The organism is Geothrix sp. 21YS21S-4, from assembly GCF_030845995.1.
Lineage (GTDB): Bacteria > Acidobacteriota > Holophagae > Holophagales > Holophagaceae > Geothrix.
On sequence record NZ_CP132719.1, the window covers coordinates 2541891 to 2559154 of the forward strand.

Here is a 17264-nt window from a genome sequence, read left to right on the forward strand (position 1 = left end):
CGGCACCCCTAATCTAGGGTGCCTGCCCCGATTTGGGAAATAGCCGACTCGAAAAACGGCACCAGCGCCTCCGTGATGGGCGCGAAAAACGCGCGATCGAGCGCATGTCCCATGCCGTCGAGAATCCGCAGCCGGGCCCCCACGATCTGCGCTACGGCCCATTGCGCGTGCGGCAGGGGAAAGATCGGATCGCCCGCGCCATGAATGATGAGGACCGGCAGGCGTAGCGCGTGGAGGTCCTCCGCCGTGAGCGGCGGCGTCGCCATCTGGGCCTTGCTGTGATGGCTGTGGTTGGCCATCCGCGTCGACAGCCCGTCCCGCCGCAGCCGCGGGCGGCTCGCCACCGCGCGACCCATCGCCAGCCAATCCCCTTCGTCGAAGGGCGACGCGGCGCCCTTGGCCAGGCGGAAGTTCTCCACGAACTGGACCGCCACCCCCTCTTCATCGGCGGGCACCGCGGCGTTCAGCGCGATGACCGCCGCGACGTAGTCCGCCGCGGGCCTGGGCAGTTCTCCCGCGCGAACAGGCGCGCCGGTGAACGCATCGTTTTTCGGGCGCAGATCCGGCGACGACATCAGGACCGCGAGGCTCTCGACCCGTGAGGGGGCCGACAGCGCCAGGCGATAAGCCAGGACGCCCCCCTGCGACAGGCCCACCACGTGGGCCCTGTCGATCTTGAGGCCATCCAGGATCCCGAGGGCATCCTTCACCAGGTCATCCAGGGTGTAGGGAGCCAGGTCGTAGTTCACGTAGCTCGACAGGCCCGTATCGCGCTGGTCGAAGCGGATGACGAAAAAGCCCCGCTCCGCGAGGCCGCGGCAAAAATCATCAGGCCACAGCAGGCCGGGCGCACTGTTGCCCATGATGAGCAGGACTGCGGGATCCCCCCCATGGCCGATAGTTTCCACGAACAGATCGACGCCGTTGGCGCTCAAGGTCAGGGCGTGTAGGACAAGGCGCGAGGCATCGGTGGCCATGAAGGTTCCCCTCGAAGCGGATGACGACCGGATGCGGGGCCCGGGACGAGACACTCCGCCCGCGGCAGGATGGCGGAAGGTGAGGGATTCGAACCCCCGGTGGGTTGCCCCACGGCTGATTTCAAGTCAGCTGCCTTAAACCACTCGGCCAACCTTCCTCGATGGTCTTGCGGCCCACCCAGAGCCGGACGGGAGGTTTCATGATGGCCGGGGCCGCTTTGGAAAGCGAGCGGGGCCAGGCAGTCTAGACTGGAACCTGGACCCCCCTTCCGGAGCATCCCATGCGCATCCGCTCCCTCCTGGCCTCCCTGCTTTCCCTGGGCCTGACGCTGGCCTGCGGCGGAGGCGGCGGCGCGCCGAACCGCAGCTCCGCGGTGGGCACCCTGACGGTCCGCCTCGGCAGCGACAGCTTCCCGGGCTACACCTCCGCCGTGGTGAGCGTGGAAAAGGTGGAAGGCACCGTGGACGGCGCCACCTGGATCTCCCTCGGAAATGTGAAGACCACCTACGACCTCCTTGCCCTCCAGGGGGGAAACAGCGTGGCCCTGCTCTCTTCCGTGCAGGTCACCGCCGCCACCTACAGTCAGTTCCGCGTAACGTGGGCGACGGTGAACTACCAGTCCGGAAGCCGCCAGCCGGGGTATGTGATTCTCAATGGCGGAAATGACCAGCTGTTGAGCCTCCCCACCACCACCGTGATCAAGGGGAACGTGGCCGTGCCCTCCGGCGGAAGCGCCACCGCCCTGCTGATGCTGAGCGGCGACCAGGCTGTTCAGCTCCATGCGGGGAGCGGCTATCAGTTCCAGGCCACCGGCCGCGCCCAGGATCTGGCCGCGACGGCCCGGATCACCGGCAAAATCGCAGCGGGCGCGACGAACCTCGCCGGGGTGGAAGTGCTGTCCGAAACCGTGGACGGCACGGGCCTCGCCTCCATTCAGCGCCGCGCCCTCACGGACGCCTCCGGCAACTACATCCTGGAGGGCCTGCCCGTGGGCAGCGTCTACTTCGTCGTGGCCCAGCCCGCCGCCTCCGCGCTCTACGCCGCCGCTGCCGCCGCGCCCGTCAATGCCACGCTCGCCGCCACCTACACGGCGGACCTGGGCTTCAGCACGCTGCAGACCGGCGGAGGACTCACTCTCACCATCACGCCGGGCTCCACCAGTTCCCAGGGAACCTGGGGCGAACTCCGCCAGACCCTCGCCACCGGCAGCACCGGGTTCCAAACCCTCATCGTCCGCTCCCAGACCGTGGCCACCGGCGTCGCCCAGGACCAAGCGGGCTTCGAAAAGCTGGCGCCGGGGCTCTATGGCGTCACCGTCCAGCGCAGCACCTCCGGCGGAACCCCGGTCGCCAAGAAGATGGATACCCAGGCCTCCGTGAGCGCGGGCGGCACGGCGATCGCCACCGTTAGCTACTGAACAATCGTCTCTACATGAAAGCGCCCGCCATGCGGCGGGCGCTTCTGCGTCATGGCAGCCCTCAAACGATGCGGGTCATCCAGCCGTGGGTGTCCGGCGCGAGGCCGTGCTGGAGGTTCAGCAGAACCTCGCGCAGCTTGGCGGCGACGGGGCCGGTCTCGCCCTTGTTCACGGACCACTCCCCGCGCCGGGACTTCACGTGCCCGATGGGGGTGATGACGGCGGCGGTGCCGCAGGCGAACGCTTCCGTCATCCGACCCTCGGCGATGGCCTTCTTCCACTCCTCCACGCCGATCTTGCGCTCCTCGGCGCGGAAGCCCTGCTCGCGCGCCAACTGCAGGAGGCTGTCGCGGGTGATCCCGGGGAGGAGCGTGCCGGTCAGCTCCGGCGTGACCACCACGGTCTCGCCGTTCTCCTGGTAGACGAAGAAGATGTTCATCCCGCCCATCTCCTCGATGTATTCCCGCTGGATGGCATCCAGCCAGACCACCTGGTCGCAGCCCTCGGCCTTGGCCTGGCGCTGGGCCACGAGGCTGGCGGCGTAGTTTCCGGCGCACTTGGCGAAGCCGGTCCCGCCCGGCGCGGCGCGGACGTAGTCGTCGGAGATCCAGACGGTCACGGGCTTCACGCCCGCGGGGAAGTAGGCGCCGCTGGGGCTGGCCATGAGGATGAACAGGTACTCGTTGCTGGGGCGCACGCCGAGGGCGGCTTCCGTGGCGATCATCAGGGGGCGCAGGTAGAGGCTCTCGCCCATGGCGGTGGGAACCCAGGCGCGGTCCTGGCGGATCAGGGCCGTGGCCGCCTCGACGAACAGGCCCTCGGGCAGCTCGGGCATGGCCAGGCGGCGGGCGGAGTCGTTGAAGCGCTTGGCGTTGGCCTCGGGCCGGAAGCTGGCGATCCCGCCATCCGGCTGGTGGTAGGCCTTGAAGCCCTCGAAGATCGCCTGGCCGTAGTGGAGAACGGAGGCCGCCGGATCCATCTCGATGGGACCGTAGGCCTTGAGAACGCCCTGGCTCCAGCCCTCCCCTTCCCTGTACGGCACCACCACCATGTGGTCGGTGAACATCCGGCCGAAGCCCGGATTGGTCATGCGCTGGGCCCGCGCCTCGGGGCTGGCCGGGTGGTCGGAGGGGCGGATCTCGAGGGTGGGGGTGGACATCGCGGTGCTCACGGGGGCTCCTTGAAAGGGGAAGGCCGGTCCGGGTCAGGCCCGGTGATGGACCAGGTGGCCGAGGCGCGCGATGGCGTCCCGGGTGGTCGCGGGGTCGTGCGTGGAGAAATTCAGGCGGAGGCAATTGGTGCCCCGGCCGTCGGCGAAGAAGAGGGGGCCCGGCGCGAAGCCCAGGCCGTGCTGCAGGGCGTCGCGGTGGAGGTCGAGGGCGGAGAAATCCTCGGGCATCACCACCCACAGGTGCATCCCGCCCTTGGGCTCGGAGACCTGGGTGCCCTGCGGGAAGTGCTCGGCCAGGGCCTCCACCATGGCGTCCCGGCGCTCCTTCAGGGCGCGGCGGAGGCGGGCCAGGTGGCGGCGAAACCCGCCGGTGTCGAGGAACTTCGCCACCACCGCCTGGGTGAGGGGCGGCTGGGCGATCTGCTGGACCTCCTGGATGGGCGCCATCCGGCGGAGGAGATCCTCCTTCGCGATGAGGTAGCCCAGGCGCAGGCCCGCCGCCAGGGACTTGGAGAAGCTGCCGAGGTGGATGACGTGGTCCGCGCCCTCCAGCCGCCGAAAGGGGGGCAGCGAATTGCCGGAGAAGCGCAGGTCGCCGTAGGCCGAATCCGTCACCAGGATCACGCCGTGGCTGCGGGTGAGGGCCAGCACCCGCTCCCGGCGGGCCTTGGACTGGGTCATGCCCGTCGGATTGTGGAAGCTGGGGACCGTGAACAGCAGCTTGGCCTCGCTGCGCTGCAGAGCCGACGCCAGGCGCTCGGGGTCCAGCCCCTGGCGGTCCACCGGCACGGGCACCGCCTCCCGGCCCAGGGCGCGGATCAGGGCCAGGATGCCCAGGTAGCACGGGCTCTCCACCAGCACCCGGTCGCCGGGGACGGTGAAGGATTCCAGCGCCAGCGCCAGCCCGGACTGGGCGCCGGGGATGGCCCGGATGCCCCAGCCCTCGTCCACGGGCTCGCCCTCGGAAGCCAGCCACTGGCTCACGGAGTCCAGATAGGGCCGGTGGCCGGCGGGCGGCGCGTACACCCACGCCTCGGGGCCCAGTTCCTTCAGCACCTGGGCGGTGATCCGCCGCAATTGCTCGCAGGGCAGCAGGTCCGACGGGATGAACCCGGCGGAAAAGCTCACCAGATGGCGGTCCTGGGCCCGCTCCAGGGTCTCGCCCAGCCAGGAGCCCAGCTCGCCGTCGTGGACCAGGAGGGACGATCCCTCGAAGGGGAACTCGCTGCTGGCCCGCAGCCCCGGCGCCTCCGGCAGGCGCGACGCCACGAAGCTGCCGCGGCCCTGGACGGTCTGGATCCAGCCGGTGCGCTTGAGCCCGGCCAGCGCCTTCAGGACCGTCAGGCGATGGACGCCCCAGCGGTGGGCCAGCTCGGGGACCGCAGGCAGCCGGGAGCCCGGCCGCCACTCGCCCTGCTGGATCAACCCCCGCAGCCGCCGCTGCAGCTGCAGATACAGGGGGCTGGACGCGCCCGGGTCGAGGGTGGGATCGAGGACCATCTCCACCAGGATGGGCCGATTCGGGAACAGGTCCAAAGAAAGGCGACGGAATTCACAGTCCGGAACAGACCGGGAATCCAAGTCCCGGGGCTTTCCCAAAAAAACCTAGACCACCGCAGACGGATCTGGACTCAACCTTCTGCCTTCTCGGCGCATCCATACTGGTGCACCGGAGGTCCCAATGAGCCTGATTCGTCCAACCGCCGCCTTGCTGTCCCTCGCGTTACTGGGAGCCTGCACCAGCTACCGCGTCACCTACGACTACAACGCCGCCGCTCCCTACGCCCGCTACAAGACCTTCGACTACTACACGTCCAAGAAGGGGACGGGCGGCACCACCAGCCTCATGGACAAGCGAGTCCGCGCCGCCGTGGAGCGCGAACTCCAGACCAAGGGCTTCGCGATGGAGACCAAGGCCGATCCCGATTTCCTGGTGACCTACTACCCCATCGTCGAAGAGAAGCGCTACCGCACCACCACCCACATCGGGTGGGGCTGGGGCTACCGGCCCATGTACGGGCGGATGGGCACCAGCCTGAGCGAGGTCCACCGCTACCAGGAGGGCACCATCGTCATCGAGATCGTGGACTTCAAGAGCAACCAGATGATCTGGCAGGGCGCCGCCGCCGGAGCCCTCACCGGCCTCAGCAACCCCGAGGACGCCGACGAGGTCGTGCCCCGCGCCGTCCGCGACATCCTCGCCAAGTTCCCGCCCAGGTAATTTCCCGGCGTAGACTGGGGTTTCAACGAGGAGCCCCCATGGCCCAGATCACCCTCAAAGGCAATCCCCTCCACACGTCGGGCGAGCTTCCCAAAGTGGGTTCCACCGCGCCGGACTTCACGGTGGTCGGCCTCGACCTGTCCGAGGTCTCCGCCAAGGATCTGGCCGGCAAGCGCGTGGTGCTGAACATCTTTCCCAGCGTAGACACCCCCACCTGCGCCACCAGCGTACGCACGTTCAACGCGCGGGCCAGCGAGAAGCCCAACACGACGATCCTGTGCGTCAGCGCGGACCTACCCTTCGCCCAGAAGCGCTTCTGCGGCGCCGAGGGGCTGAATAATGTGGCGCTGGGTTCCACCTTCCGCGCCCCCGGGTTCGGCGAAGCCTATGGGCTCACCATGACCGACGGCCCTCTCAAGGGCCTGCTGGCCCGGGCCGTCGTCGTCCTGGATGAGGCAGGCAAGGTGGTCCACACCGAACTGGTGCCCGAGATCGCCCAGGAGCCCAACTACGACAAGGCCCTCGCGGTACTGTAGAGCGGCTGGAACGCTAGGGAAGCGCGGCCTTCGGGCCGCGCTTCTTTTATCCAATCCGCTTCATGCGGCGAAGCTCCGGGACCTTCCAGGCAGTGGCGCCCACGACGAGCAGGGTCATGCAGCCGCCGAAGATCACCGAGGGCACCAGCCCCAGCAGCCGCGCCATGAGCCCGCTCTCGAAGGCGCCGATCTCGTTGCTGGAACCGATGAACACCTGGTTCACCGCCGACACGCGGCCCAGCATATGGTCCGGCGTGAGCGTCTGCAGCAGCGTGGCCCGCAGCACCACGCTGACGTTGTCCATGGCGCCGCTGACGGCCAGCACCGCGAGGCTCACCAGGAACGTCCGGCTGAGGGCGAAGGCGATCATGGCCGCGCCGAACCCCCCGACGCATAGCAGCAGCGTCCGGCCCGCGTGGCGCAGGGGCGGACGGTGGGCCAGGATGAAGCCCATCAGGACGGAGCCCGCGGCCGGGGCCGCGCGCAGCGTGCCGAGCCCGGCGGGACCCACCGCCAGGATTTCCTTCGCGAAGATGGGAAGCACCGCCACCGCGCCGCCGAACAGCACGGCGAAGAGGTCTAGGCTGATGGCGCCCAGCAGCAGGCGGCGGGAGAACACGAAGCGGAGCCCTTCGGCCAGGCTCGCGAACACCGATCCGCTCTTGGGAGCCACGGGCGTCGGCGTGTACCGGATGGACAGCAGCCCCAGCAGACCGCCGGCCATCAGGATCATCACCACGAAATGCGCCGCCACGGGGCCGCGCCAGGCGTAGATCAGCCCGCCCAGCGCGGGTCCCAGCACCATCCCCGAGTGGAAGATGGCCACGCGCCAGGTGGAGCCGTTGGCGTAGAGCTGCTTGGGCACCAGATCCGTTCCCAGGGCCATGTTGGCGGGCCGGTAGAAGGCGCGGACCACGCCGGTCAGGAAGATGATCCCGTAGATGGGCCACACGGCCCGGGCCAAAGGACCGGTGTGGAAGTACCAACTGAAGCTCCACAGGAGGAACGAGCAGAAGGCCAGGCCCAAGGTGGTGGCGCCGCAGATCCGCAGCCGGTTCAGCCGGTCGGCGGCGTAGCCCCCGAACAGCGCCAGGCAGAGAAAGGGCAGCGCCTCGGAGAGTCCCACCAAGCCGAGCGCCAGGGGATCCCCCGTGCGGGCATAGACCTGCCAACCCACCACCACGCCCTGCACCTGAAGCCCCAGGGTCACGAGGCCCATGGAGAGCACGAAGCCCCGGTAACTGGGGCTTCGGAGGGCGGCGTAGGGATCGTGCGGAAGGTCCTCTCTCGGTTCCGCGCTCACTCGTACCTCAGGGCGTCGATCACATCGCAACCGCCGGATCGCAGAGCAGGCTCCGGGGGAGCCTGCGGCGCGAGGCATCCGGCGAGGCGCGAATCAGGGGCCAGAATCGAAGCCTCCATCACTCGTACCTCAGGGCATCGATCACATCGCGACCGCCGGATCGCAGAGCAGGCTCCGGGGGAGCCTGCGGCGCGAGGCATCCGGCGAGGAGCGAATCAGGGACCAGAATCGAAGCCTCCATCACTCGTACCTCAGGGCATCGATGACATCCAGGTTCGCGGCCTTCACGGCGGGAAGGAAGCCCGCGGCCACGCCCACCACCCCCGAGAAGCCCAGCCCCAGGGCCACGGCCCAGGACTCGGTCACGGCGGGCACCTGGAACTTCTGCAGGATGAAGACCGCGGTGTACGCGAAGGCGATCCCGATGATGCCGCCCAGCAGCGACAGCACCACCGCCTCCACCAGGAACTGCCACAGGATGCTGCGCTGCGTTGCGCCTAGCGCGCGACGGATCCCGATCTCGCGGGTGCGCTCGGTGACGCTCACCAGCATGATGTTGGAGATCCCGATTCCGCCCACCACGAGGGAGATGCTGGCCGCCACGGCGAGGAGCGCGGTGAGGATGCCGGCCTGCTGGGTCTGCATCTGGACGATGTCGTCCTGCTTGCGGATCTGGAAGGGATTGTCGTCCTTGGGCGCCACCTTCATCCGCTGGCGGAGGAGAGCCGTGACTTCGGCTTCGGCCAGCTCCGCCTTGCCGTCCTGGGCGCTCACCATGATCCGCTGGATCTTGTCGCGGCCCATGATCTTGCGCATCACAGTGGTGTACGGGGCCACGATGAGGTCGTCCTGATCGCCGAACATTCCCGCGCCCTTCTTCTCCAGCACGCCCACCACCAGAAACGGGAGCGCACCCACGCGGACCGTGAGCCCGACCGGATCCTCGCCGTTGGGGAAGAGGTTGTCCTTCACCGTCTGGCCGACGACGCAGACCTTGGCCATGCCGCGGACTTCCGCGTCGGTGAAGAAGCGCCCGCTCTCCATGTCCCAGCCGCGGATCTGGAGGAACTCCGGACCGGTTCCCTGGACCTGGGTGACGTAATTGCTGTTCTGGTAGATCACCGGGCGGGTGGTCTGCACCTGGGCCGTGGCCGAGACCACGCTGCTCTGGGCCAGCTCCTGCTGGATCAGCGGCGGATCGGTCTCCAGGAGAATGTCCGCGCTGCCGATGGCCATGGGACCGAAGCGATTGCCGCCGGCTCCCGGGAAGATGGTCAGCATGTTGGAGCCCATGTTCTCGATCAGGGCGAGGGAGGCCCGCTTGGAGCCCTCGCCGATCCCGATCATGGCGATCACCGCGCCCACGCCCACGATGATCCCCAGCATGGTGAGGAAGGCCCGCATCTTGTTGCGGGTGATGGCGAAGAGGGCCAGCTTCAAGAATTCCAGCAGAGCCATGATCCACCCCCTACCGGGTCCAGGAGATGACAACGGCGTCTCGCGTATCGCCGCCAGGCGATACCGAGAGAAGGGCGAGTTTCAGGAATTCCAATAGAGCCATGAGCCCCCCGCCCTATCGCCGTCCGCCGCCCTGGCCGGGCGTGCCCAGGGGAGAGGCGCTGGCGGCCTGCTTGGTGTTCTCCACGCCAGTGAGGATCGCGAGTCCCTCGTGAATCCCCTCGCCGGAGACCTCGGTGAACTGGCCGTCGCTCACGCCGGCCTTGACGACCACGGCCTTGGGCTTCCCGTTCTCCAGGGTCCAGACGCGGTCTTCCCGCTTCGCCACCAGGCCGCCCTTGCTGCCGGTGCCGCTCTGGGCGTTGCCCCCGGGCCGGGGGCCGCCGCCCATCATCATGGGCTGGCCCAGGCGCGGGGCGTCGGCCTTCTTGTCGTCCTTGACGAAGGCCGCGGGATTGAAGCGCAGGGCCGCGTTGGGCACGCGCAGCACGTCCCGCCGCTGATTGGTGACGATGGTGACGTTGGCGGTCATGCCGGAGCGCAAAGCCAGAGAGCCGGTAAATTTCGGACCGACCAACTGGCTGGCCCCGCCGGGAATCCGGGCCAGGGTGGCGGCGTCCACCGCGGAACGCGCCGGCGGGGCGGGCCGGGGGCCGGCCGCCTTCCCCTGGGCCATCCGCTCCTGGAACCGCTTGAGGAATTGCTCCTTGGTAACGCCCTGGGCGGCCATCCGGTCCTTCATCCGCTCCCACGCCTTTTCCGGATCGGGCGCGGCTTCGTGACCCTGTTCGGCGTGCGGAGCGGCCGCCGCATCCTTCCCGGCCTCTTCGGCGCCGGGAAGCGGCTCGTTGGGCACGATCATCTCCACCACGTAATTCACCACGTTGTTGTTCGTGACGGGCTCCTGGCGCACGAGGCTGACCGTGGCGCCGAACTGCTTGTCCGGCAGGCTGTCCACGGTGAAGAAGGCCCGCTGGCCCACCTTCAGCTCGTCGATGTCCGACTCGCCGATGGAGACCTGGACCTTCATCTGGGAGAGATCCTGGGCGATCTGGAAGAGGTTGGGGGTGCTGAAGCTGGCAGCGACGGTCTGGCCCACGTCCGCCAGGCGCGAGATCACCACGCCGTCCACCGGGGCGGTGATGCGGCAGTAGTCGAGGTTCGCCTTGGCGCGGTCCACGGAAGCCTTGGCGGATTCCAGGTTGCCCTTGGCGGTCTTGAGGGCGGTCTCCTTGGTCTCCAGGTCCTGGTCCGCCAGGAGCTGGGCTGCGGCCAGGCGCTTGCTGCGCTCGTAGTCGGCCTTCGCGAAATCGTAGGAGGCCTGGGCCCGCAAGAGGCTGGCCTGGGCGTCCTGGAGCTGGGTCTCCCACACGGTGGGATCGATCTCCGCGATGAGCTGGCCCTTCTTCACGATGCTGTTGTAGTCCACGTAGAGCGCCGAGATCACGCCCGACACCTGGGTGCCGACGGCCACCTGGACCACGGGGCTGACGGCGCCGGTGGCGTTGATCCGCTGGGTGACGTTGCCCCGGTCCACCTGGACCTGCCGCCACTTCACCTCGTTCTTGGGCCGGGTGAGGGCGTAGGCCGTCCCCCCCGCCACCACCGCAACTCCGACGCCAAGACCGATCCAGGTGTTCCGCTTCATGAATCCGCGCTCCACATGTCAACGGGCCGGAAGACCCAGCCCATCACCTTCGCATAACGATGTATAGACCGCCAGATCCCATTCCGGGTTGAGGCGCGAAAACGCCCTCAGCGGATGAAGCCCAGCCCGTCCACCAGCGCCCGGCGCACGAAGCCGTCCACCAGGAAATACTGGAGGAAGCCCCCCGCCAGGACGATGGCCGCGGACACCAGCACCGTCGCGCCCGCGAAGGGGGCGTGGACCGCGGGGCGGTCCGAAGCCAGGCGCTCGGCCTCGGCGACGGGCGCCTGGAGGAACAGCGCCACCAGGAAGCGGAGGTAGTAGTAGGCGGACACGAGGCTGGCGAGGACGCCCAGGATCGCCAGGCCCACGTGGCCCGACGCCACCAGCTCCCGGAAGATCATGTACTTCCCGTAGAACCCACCCATGGGGGGGATGCCCGCCAGGCTCAGCATGAACACGGCCGCGCAAAAGCCCAGGGCCGGCCGCTTCCAGCCCAGGCCGCGGAGATCCTCGAAGGTGGTGCGCTCGCCCACGAGGCCGTAGGCCGTCAGCAGGCCGAAGGCCCCCATGTTCATGGCGAGGTAGATCACGAGGTAGAACAGCATCCCGGCGTAGGCCGCGGGTGTGCCCGCCACCAGGCCCAGCATCAGGTAGCCCGCGTGGCTGATGCTGGAATACGCCAGCATCCGCTTCACGTTCGACTGGACCAGGGCCGTGAGGTTCCCCACCACCAGGGTGAGGACCGCCAGAGCGGCGATTCCCGCCTGGGCCTTGACGCCCACCGCGCCGAGGGGCGCGAAGCTGCCGGGAAAGACACGAAGGAGGGCGATGAACGCCGCGCCCTTGGTGGCCACGGACATGAACCCGGCGATGGGATGGGGCGAGGCCTCGTAGGCGTCCGGCGTCCACTGGTGGAAGGGCACCGCCGAGACCTTGAACAGGAAGCCCAGCAGCAGCAGCGCGGCACCCGCCAGGACCAGCGGATCCATGCCCAGTCCCTGGGCCTTCAGGACCACCGCCGCGGCGGACAGATCGAGGGTGCCGCTCAGGCCGTAGATCAGCACGCCGCCCATCAGGAAGCAGCTGGAGGCCACGGCGCCCGTGATGAAGTACTTCATGCCGCCTTCGGCGCTTTCCGGCCGCAGCCGCACCGTGCCCACCAGGGCGTAGAGGGGCAGGCTGAACAGTTCGAGGCCCAGGAACAGGGCCACGAAGTGGGTGGTGGAGACGAACAGCATCATCCCCGCGACGGAGAACAGCAGCAGCGAAAGGGTCTCCCCCTTCACCCAGCCCTCCTGGTGGAAGTGGTCCCAACTCTGGAGGATGGCGAGGGCCGCGGCGACGAGGATGAAAATCCCGGAGAACTGCGCCAGGCGGTCCATCCGCAGCTGGAAGAAGCTGGGCTGGGCGCCGGTCTGCCACAGGTCGGTGAGGTACCAGAAGCTGGCGCCCACGGCCAGGAGCGCCGTGGCGTACATGACGGCCCGGATCCACTTGGCGCTGCCCTGATCCTTGTCGAGGGACATCAGGGGGATCAGGCAGGCGCCGAGGGCGGGCAGGATCAGCGGCAGCAGCGCCGCCCACTGGCTGGGAGTGAGGCTCATCGGTGCACCTCGGGGGCGGCGGCTTCGGATGCGTGGGATTCGCCGCCCGGAGCCTGAGCCTCATGGATGGCCGGCTTCAGGACGAAGCCCCGGGGCGCCGGCGCCTGGATCTCCTGAAGGAGGGCGGTCACGGGCGCCTCGCTGGCGGCGACGAAGGTCCGGGGATGGACGCCCATCCACACGATGAGCACCACCAGGGGCAGCATCACCGCGATCTCGCGGGCGTTCAGGTCGGTGTGCAGGTGGTGGGTGCCGCTGTCCTCGTCCTTGTTCTCGGGGCCCCAGAAGACGCGCATGAACATCCACAGCATGTAGACCGCGCCCAGCAGCACGCCGGACGTGGCGAGGCAGGCATAGAGGCGGCCCCAGCCGAAGCCGGACAGGAAGGTGCCGTTCAGGATCCAGAACTCGCCCACGAACCCGTTGGTCAGGGGCAGGCCGATGGAGCTGAGGGTCACGATCAGGAAGAAGGCCGTGAACACGGGCATCTTCACGGCAACGCCGCCGAAGTCCGCGATCATGCGGGTGTGGGCGCGGTCGTAGACCATGCCCACCAGCAGGAAGAGCGCGCCGGTGCTGACGCCGTGGTTCAGCATCTGGAGCATGGCGCCCTGGGTGCCGATGACGGTCATCGAAGCCAGTCCCAGCATCACGAAGCCCATGTGGCTCACGGAGGAGTAGGCCACCAGCTTCTTGATGTCTCGCTGGACCATGGCCACCAATGCGCCGTAGACGATGGCGATGACGCTGAGGAGGGCGATGGGCTTGGCGTAGTGCATCGCCGCCTGGGGGAAGATCGGGATGGCGAAGCGCACGAACCCGTAGCCGCCCAGCTTCAGCAGGACGCCGGCCAGGATGACGGAACCGGCCGTGGGCGCCTGGACATGGGCGTCCGGCAACCAGGTGTGCAGCGGGAACAGCGGTACCTTGATGGCGAAGGCCACGGCGAAGGCGATGAACAGCCAGCACTGGACGCTGAAGGGCAGCGTGGAGGCGGCCTGGGCCATCAGCGCGGGGGTGAATCCGCCGGCCTTCCCCGCCAGGTAGAGCAGCGCCACCAGCCACAGCAGCGATCCCGCCAGGGTGTAGAGGAAGAACTTGTTGGCGGCGTAGCGGCGCTCGTCGCCGCCCCAGACCCCGATCATGAAATACATCGGGATCAGCATCGCTTCCCAGAACAGGTAGAAGAAGAACAGGTCCTGGGCCATCAGGGCGCCCAGCATCCCGGTCTCCAGCATGAGGAACAGCGCCGCGAAGGTGCCGATGCGCTCCTTGAGGCTGTTCCAGGTGCCCAGCATGGTGAGGGGCACCAGGAAGGTCGTGAGCACCACCAGCCACAGGTTGAGGCCGTCCACCGCCAGGGAGTAGTCCACCGGCAGGCCCACCAGCGTGAACCAGGGCGCGCGCTCGACGAGGACCATCCCCGCGGGGCGGCCCAGGAGCCAGGCGAGGCCGAGGACGAACACTGCCAAGGCGCCCAGGAAGGCCAGCATGCGGGTGAGCTTGCCCATGCCGTGCGGCAGGAGCAGCAGGAGCAGGCCGAGGATCGCCGGCGCGAAGGTCAGGAAGGTGAGGGGATGGGAGTTCAGCCAGGTCATCGCCCCACCTACTTCAGGAAGACATAGAGGAGGACCGCGGCCCCCAGCGCCATGCTGAGCGCGTAGTTGCGCACCCGGCCGGTCTGGAAGAGGGCGGTGAAGTCCCCGAACACCCGGGCCAGCGCGCCCGGCAGGTTCACGCCCACGCCGTCGATGAGGATCACGTCGAACAGCTTCCACAGCAGGTTGCCCAGCCAGCGGACGGGCCGCAGCAGGTAGAGCTCCACGCCCTCGTCCACGTAGTACTTATTCAGCAGCACGCGGTGGAGAACGGGGAATTTCGCCGCGAAGGCCAGCTCCCAGGCCGGGCCGTTCTTGTACTTCGACCATCCGAGGAAGCCGAAGAACAGGCCCAGGCCCGTGGAGATGACCGCGAGCAGGACCGCCGGTCCCTCGTGGTGACCGTGGGGCGCGTGGGTCTGGCCGTAGGTGAGGGCCGGGCTCAGCCACTCGCCGATCCGGAAGTGGCCGCCGAAGGCCTCGGGCACGCCCCAGAAGCCCCACAGCAGCGATCCCGCCGCCAGCACCATCAGGGGCAGCGTCATGGTCAGGGGGCTCTCGTGCGCGTGGTCGTAGGCGTGGTGGTCCCGCGGCTCGCCCCAGAACGTGAGGGCCATCAGGCGCCACATGTAGAAGCTGGTGCAGCAGGCGCCGATCACGCCGATCACCCACAGGGCCGGCGATTTCAGGAAGGCCAGGTAGAGGATCTCGTCCTTGCTGAAGAAGCCCGACGTCCCCGGGAAGCCCATGATGGCGACCGTGCCCGCCACCATGGTGAGGAAGGTGATCCGGGTCTTGTTCCGCAGCCCGCCCATCTTGAACAGGTCCTGCTCGTGGTGCATGGCGTGGATCACGCTGCCCGCGCCGAGGAAGAGCAGGGCCTTGAACCAGGCGTGGGTGAACACGTGGAAGAAGCCCGCGGCAAAGCCCGCCGCGCCGAGGCCCAGGAACATGTAGCCCAGCTGGGAGACCGTGGAGTATGCGAGGACCTTCTTGATGTCGCGCTGGAACAGGCCGATGGTGGCCGCGAACAGCGCCGTGGCCGCGCCCACCCACGCCACCACGTCCATGGTGATGGGCGCGAGGGTGAAGACCGGCGCCAGGCGGCAGATCATGTAGATGCCGCTGGTCACCATGGTCGCCGCGTGGATGAGGGCGCTGACCGGCGTCGGGCCCGCCATGGCGTCCGGCAGCCACAGGTAGAGGGGCAGCTGGGCGCTCTTGCCCGTAGCGCCCACGAACAGCATCAGCGTCGCGAAGGTGAGGACGCCGAAGCCCACTTCGGGAGCCACGTGGCCCGCCTGGGTGAGGATCTCGGAGACCGTCAGGGTGCCGAAGGCGGCGAAGAGCACCATCATCCCGATGGCCACGCCCAGGTCGCCCACGCGGTTGGTGAGGAAGGCCTTGAGGCCCGCCTGGGGCGCGAAGTCCGTCTCGAAATAGAAGCCGATGAGCAGGTAGGAGCAGAGGCCCACGCCCTCCCAGCCCACGAACATCAGGACGAGGCTGGATCCCAGCACCAGCGTGAGCATGAAGAAGACGAACAGGTTCAGGTAGCTGAAGAACCGCGCGAAGCCCTCCTCCCCGTGCATGTAGCCCACCGAATAGAGGTGGATGAGCAGCCCGATGCCGGTGATGACCAGCATCATCGTGCCGCTGAGGGGATCGATCACCAGCCCGAAGGGGACGCTGAGGGACCCGGTGGCCATCCACTCGCCGTAGTGCAGGGCCAGCCGGTGGTCCGGCGTCCCCTTCATCGCCAGGAAGGCGGACACGGCCAGGAGCAGCGACGCGAACACGACGCCCAGGCCCACGGCGGTGACGGCGCCCTTGCCGGCGCGCTTGCCCAGCAGGCCGTTGAAGGCGGAGCCCAGCAGGGGGAGGATCGGAATGAGCCAGTAGTACTTGTTCATCGCATCCTCACTGCTTCAGGCTGGCGGCCCGGTCCGAGTCGGTGGTGTCCCGGTGGCGGTAGAGGCCGATGACCAGCGCCAGGCCGACGGCGGCCTCGCAGGCGGCCACGGCGATGATGAAGAGGTAGAAGACCGTGGCCTGGGCGTCGCCACCGCGGAACCGGGCGAAGGCGAGAAGGGCCACGTTGGCGGCGTTGAGCATCAACTCCACGCCCATGAACTGCATCAGCAGGGTCCGGCGCAGCAGCACCGTAGCCAGGCCGATGGCGAACAGGAGGAGCGCCACCATCAGGTAGCCCTGGAGCCCGCCGCAGAGAATCGCGTCCATGCCGGTCATCGCTGGCTCCTCACAGGTTCCGTTTCGTCAGCGCCACGGCCCCGACCATGGCCGCCAGCAGCAGGAGGCCCGCCACTTCGAAGCCCAGGAGGTGGTCGGCGAACAGGGCCGTGCCCACGCGATGCAGGTTCATGGCCTGGGGCAGATCCGCGCCCCGGGCGGCCAGGTCCTTCAGCCCCTGGGAGGCCAGGACCAGCTTCACCGAGCCGAAGGCCAGAGCGGCCACCAGCGCCACGGACAGCCAGCGCTGGACGGGCCGGGAGCTCTGGGCCTTCTCCTCCTCGTGGCTGTTCAGCATCATGATCACGAACAGCACCAGGACCATGATGGCGCCGCTGTAGACGATCATCTGGAGCGCCGCGGCCACGGGATTGGCGAGCAGGACGAACAGCCCGGCGACGCCGAAGAAGGTGGCCACCATGCACAGGCCGGCCACGACGACGTTCTTCTGGGCCAGCATCCCCAGGGCGCCCAGGAGCGTGATGAGGGCAAAGGTGATGAACATGGCCTCTCCTACCAGGCGATCGTGCGGCGCGGCACGGAGGGGGTGGGATCCTCGGCGATCTCGGCCTTGCCGTCGGCCTCGGCGTAGGTGTTCATCAGGTCCCACTTGCCGTACAGCATCGACAGCCGGTCATAGGAGGCCAGCTCGTAGTCGTTGCGGAGCCAGATCGCATCCTTGGGGCAGGCCTCTTCGCACATGCCGCAGTAGATGCATCGCAGCATGTCGATGCTGAACTTGGCGGGCCGCTTCTCCTCGAAGCCCTGGGTGGCGTTCAGGTCGCTGAACTCCTCGGCCTCGATGCTGATGCACCGCGCCGGGCACGCCTCTTGGCACATGAAGCAGGCCACGCACTTGATGGCGCCGTCCTCGAACCGCTTCAGCTCGTGGAGGCCGCGGTAGCCGCTGGGCATCTCCTTCTTCATCTCGGGGTACTGGATCGTGTACCGCTTCGAGGTGGGCGTGAGGACCTGGCGGATGAAGTGGCCGAAGGTGATACCCATGCCCTTCATCACCGGCCAGACGTAGGTGCGGTCCAGCCAGCTCAGCTCGACTTTCTTGACGACGACGCCCAT

General features: G+C 68.2%; 15 protein-coding genes and 1 tRNA gene. 3 read left to right on the forward strand and 13 right to left on the reverse strand.

Annotated features, from left to right (window positions below; genetic code table 11):
- Positions 1-8: 8 nt before the first annotated feature.
- Positions 9-977: an alpha/beta fold hydrolase gene (locus RAH39_RS11630; RefSeq protein ID WP_306590279.1), complete on the reverse strand. Its 969-nt coding sequence runs from the start codon at positions 975-977 to the stop codon at positions 9-11.
- Positions 978-1047: 70 nt separating this feature from the next.
- Positions 1048-1135 (reverse strand) — tRNA-Ser (locus RAH39_RS11635).
- 123 nt (positions 1136-1258) lie between these two features.
- On the opposite strand from RAH39_RS11635, the gene RAH39_RS11640 reads away from it, so the two are divergent.
- Positions 1259-2395: a DUF4382 domain-containing protein gene (locus RAH39_RS11640; RefSeq protein ID WP_306590280.1), complete on the forward strand. Its 1137-nt coding sequence runs from the start codon at positions 1259-1261 to the stop codon at positions 2393-2395.
- 61 nt (positions 2396-2456) lie between these two features.
- On the opposite strand, the gene RAH39_RS11645 is transcribed toward RAH39_RS11640, so the two are convergent.
- Together RAH39_RS11645 and RAH39_RS11650 are read right to left on the reverse strand one after the other, a co-directional pair.
- Positions 2457-3554 (reverse strand): branched-chain amino acid aminotransferase, encoded by a 1098-nt coding sequence (locus RAH39_RS11645; RefSeq protein WP_373467360.1) that lies wholly within the window; start codon positions 3552-3554, stop codon positions 2457-2459.
- Between the two features lie 45 nt (positions 3555-3599).
- Positions 3600-5102, reverse strand: a complete 1503-nt coding sequence (locus tag RAH39_RS11650) for an aminotransferase-like domain-containing protein (protein ID WP_306590283.1) — start codon at positions 5100-5102, stop codon at positions 3600-3602.
- Positions 5103-5247: 145 nt separating this feature from the next.
- On the opposite strand from RAH39_RS11650, the gene RAH39_RS11655 reads away from it, so the two are divergent.
- Both RAH39_RS11655 and tpx read left to right on the forward strand, forming a co-directional pair.
- Positions 5248-5787 carry a DUF4136 domain-containing protein gene (locus RAH39_RS11655; protein WP_306590284.1) on the forward strand — a complete coding sequence of 180 codons (540 nt, stop codon included), beginning with the start codon at positions 5248-5250 and terminating at the stop codon, positions 5785-5787.
- A gap of 38 nt (positions 5788-5825) precedes the next feature.
- Entirely contained in the window at positions 5826-6323 is a 498-nt protein-coding gene (gene tpx, locus RAH39_RS11660) for a thiol peroxidase (protein ID WP_306590285.1), read from the forward strand.
- Positions 6324-6369: 46 nt separating this feature from the next.
- Here the strand turns inward: tpx and RAH39_RS11665 are convergent, their stop codons facing one another.
- The 9 genes from RAH39_RS11665 to RAH39_RS11705 form a co-directional block, all read right to left on the reverse strand.
- Complete coding sequence (locus tag RAH39_RS11665) at positions 6370-7626, reverse strand: MFS transporter (RefSeq protein WP_306590286.1); 1257 nt, start codon at positions 7624-7626, stop codon at positions 6370-6372.
- 240 nt (positions 7627-7866) lie between these two features.
- Positions 7867-9084: an ABC transporter permease gene (locus RAH39_RS11670; RefSeq protein WP_306590287.1), complete on the reverse strand. Its 1218-nt coding sequence runs from the start codon at positions 9082-9084 to the stop codon at positions 7867-7869.
- A gap of 115 nt (positions 9085-9199) precedes the next feature.
- Positions 9200-10732, reverse strand: coding sequence for an efflux RND transporter periplasmic adaptor subunit (locus RAH39_RS11675; RefSeq protein WP_306590289.1), 1533 nt, complete (start codon positions 10730-10732; stop codon positions 9200-9202).
- A 107-nt stretch (positions 10733-10839) separates the two neighbouring features.
- Entirely contained in the window at positions 10840-12339 is a 1500-nt protein-coding gene (locus RAH39_RS11680; protein ID WP_306590291.1) for an NADH-quinone oxidoreductase subunit N, read from the reverse strand.
- Complete coding sequence (locus RAH39_RS11685) at positions 12336-13937, reverse strand: complex I subunit 4 family protein (protein WP_306590293.1); 1602 nt, start codon at positions 13935-13937, stop codon at positions 12336-12338. Before RAH39_RS11685 ends, RAH39_RS11680 begins: the two co-directional genes overlap by 4 nt.
- An 8-nt stretch (positions 13938-13945) precedes the next feature.
- Positions 13946-15850 (reverse strand): NADH-quinone oxidoreductase subunit L, encoded by a 1905-nt coding sequence (nuoL, locus tag RAH39_RS11690; RefSeq protein ID WP_306590294.1) that lies wholly within the window; start codon positions 15848-15850, stop codon positions 13946-13948.
- 7 nt (positions 15851-15857) lie between these two features.
- Positions 15858-16178 carry an NADH-quinone oxidoreductase subunit NuoK gene (gene nuoK, locus RAH39_RS11695; RefSeq protein WP_373467361.1) on the reverse strand — a complete coding sequence of 107 codons (321 nt, stop codon included), beginning with the start codon at positions 16176-16178 and terminating at the stop codon, positions 15858-15860.
- Positions 16179-16197: 19 nt separating this feature from the next.
- Entirely contained in the window at positions 16198-16692 is a 495-nt protein-coding gene (locus tag RAH39_RS11700; protein WP_306590296.1) for an NADH-quinone oxidoreductase subunit J, read from the reverse strand.
- A gap of 8 nt (positions 16693-16700) precedes the next feature.
- Positions 16701-17264, reverse strand: a complete 564-nt coding sequence (locus tag RAH39_RS11705; protein ID WP_306590297.1) for a NuoI/complex I 23 kDa subunit family protein — start codon at positions 17262-17264, stop codon at positions 16701-16703.

Coding starts and splice junctions, on each gene's coding strand:
- RAH39_RS11630 (WP_306590279.1), bottom strand. CDS start 977: ATGGCCACCGATGCCTCGCGCCTTGTCCTACACGCCCTGACCTTGAGC.
- RAH39_RS11640 (WP_306590280.1), top strand. CDS start 1,259: ATGCGCATCCGCTCCCTCCTGGCCTCCCTGCTTTCCCTGGGCCTGACG.
- RAH39_RS11645 (WP_373467360.1), bottom strand. CDS start 3,554: ATGTCCACCCCCACCCTCGAGATCCGCCCCTCCGACCACCCGGCCAGC.
- RAH39_RS11655 (WP_306590284.1), top strand. CDS start 5,248: ATGAGCCTGATTCGTCCAACCGCCGCCTTGCTGTCCCTCGCGTTACTG.
- tpx (WP_306590285.1), top strand. CDS start 5,826: ATGGCCCAGATCACCCTCAAAGGCAATCCCCTCCACACGTCGGGCGAG.
- RAH39_RS11670 (WP_306590287.1), bottom strand. CDS start 9,084: ATGGCTCTGCTGGAATTCTTGAAGCTGGCCCTCTTCGCCATCACCCGC.
- RAH39_RS11675 (WP_306590289.1), bottom strand. CDS start 10,732: ATGAAGCGGAACACCTGGATCGGTCTTGGCGTCGGAGTTGCGGTGGTG.
- RAH39_RS11680 (WP_306590291.1), bottom strand. CDS start 12,339: ATGAGCCTCACTCCCAGCCAGTGGGCGGCGCTGCTGCCGCTGATCCTG.
- RAH39_RS11685 (WP_306590293.1), bottom strand. CDS start 13,937: ATGACCTGGCTGAACTCCCATCCCCTCACCTTCCTGACCTTCGCGCCG.
- nuoL (WP_306590294.1), bottom strand. CDS start 15,850: ATGAACAAGTACTACTGGCTCATTCCGATCCTCCCCCTGCTGGGCTCC.
- nuoK (WP_373467361.1), bottom strand. CDS start 16,178: ATGGACGCGATTCTCTGCGGCGGGCTCCAGGGCTACCTGATGGTGGCG.
- RAH39_RS11700 (WP_306590296.1), bottom strand. CDS start 16,692: ATGTTCATCACCTTTGCCCTCATCACGCTCCTGGGCGCCCTGGGGATG.
- RAH39_RS11705 (WP_306590297.1), bottom strand. CDS start 17,264: ATGGGCGTCGTCGTCAAGAAAGTCGAGCTGAGCTGGCTGGACCGCACC.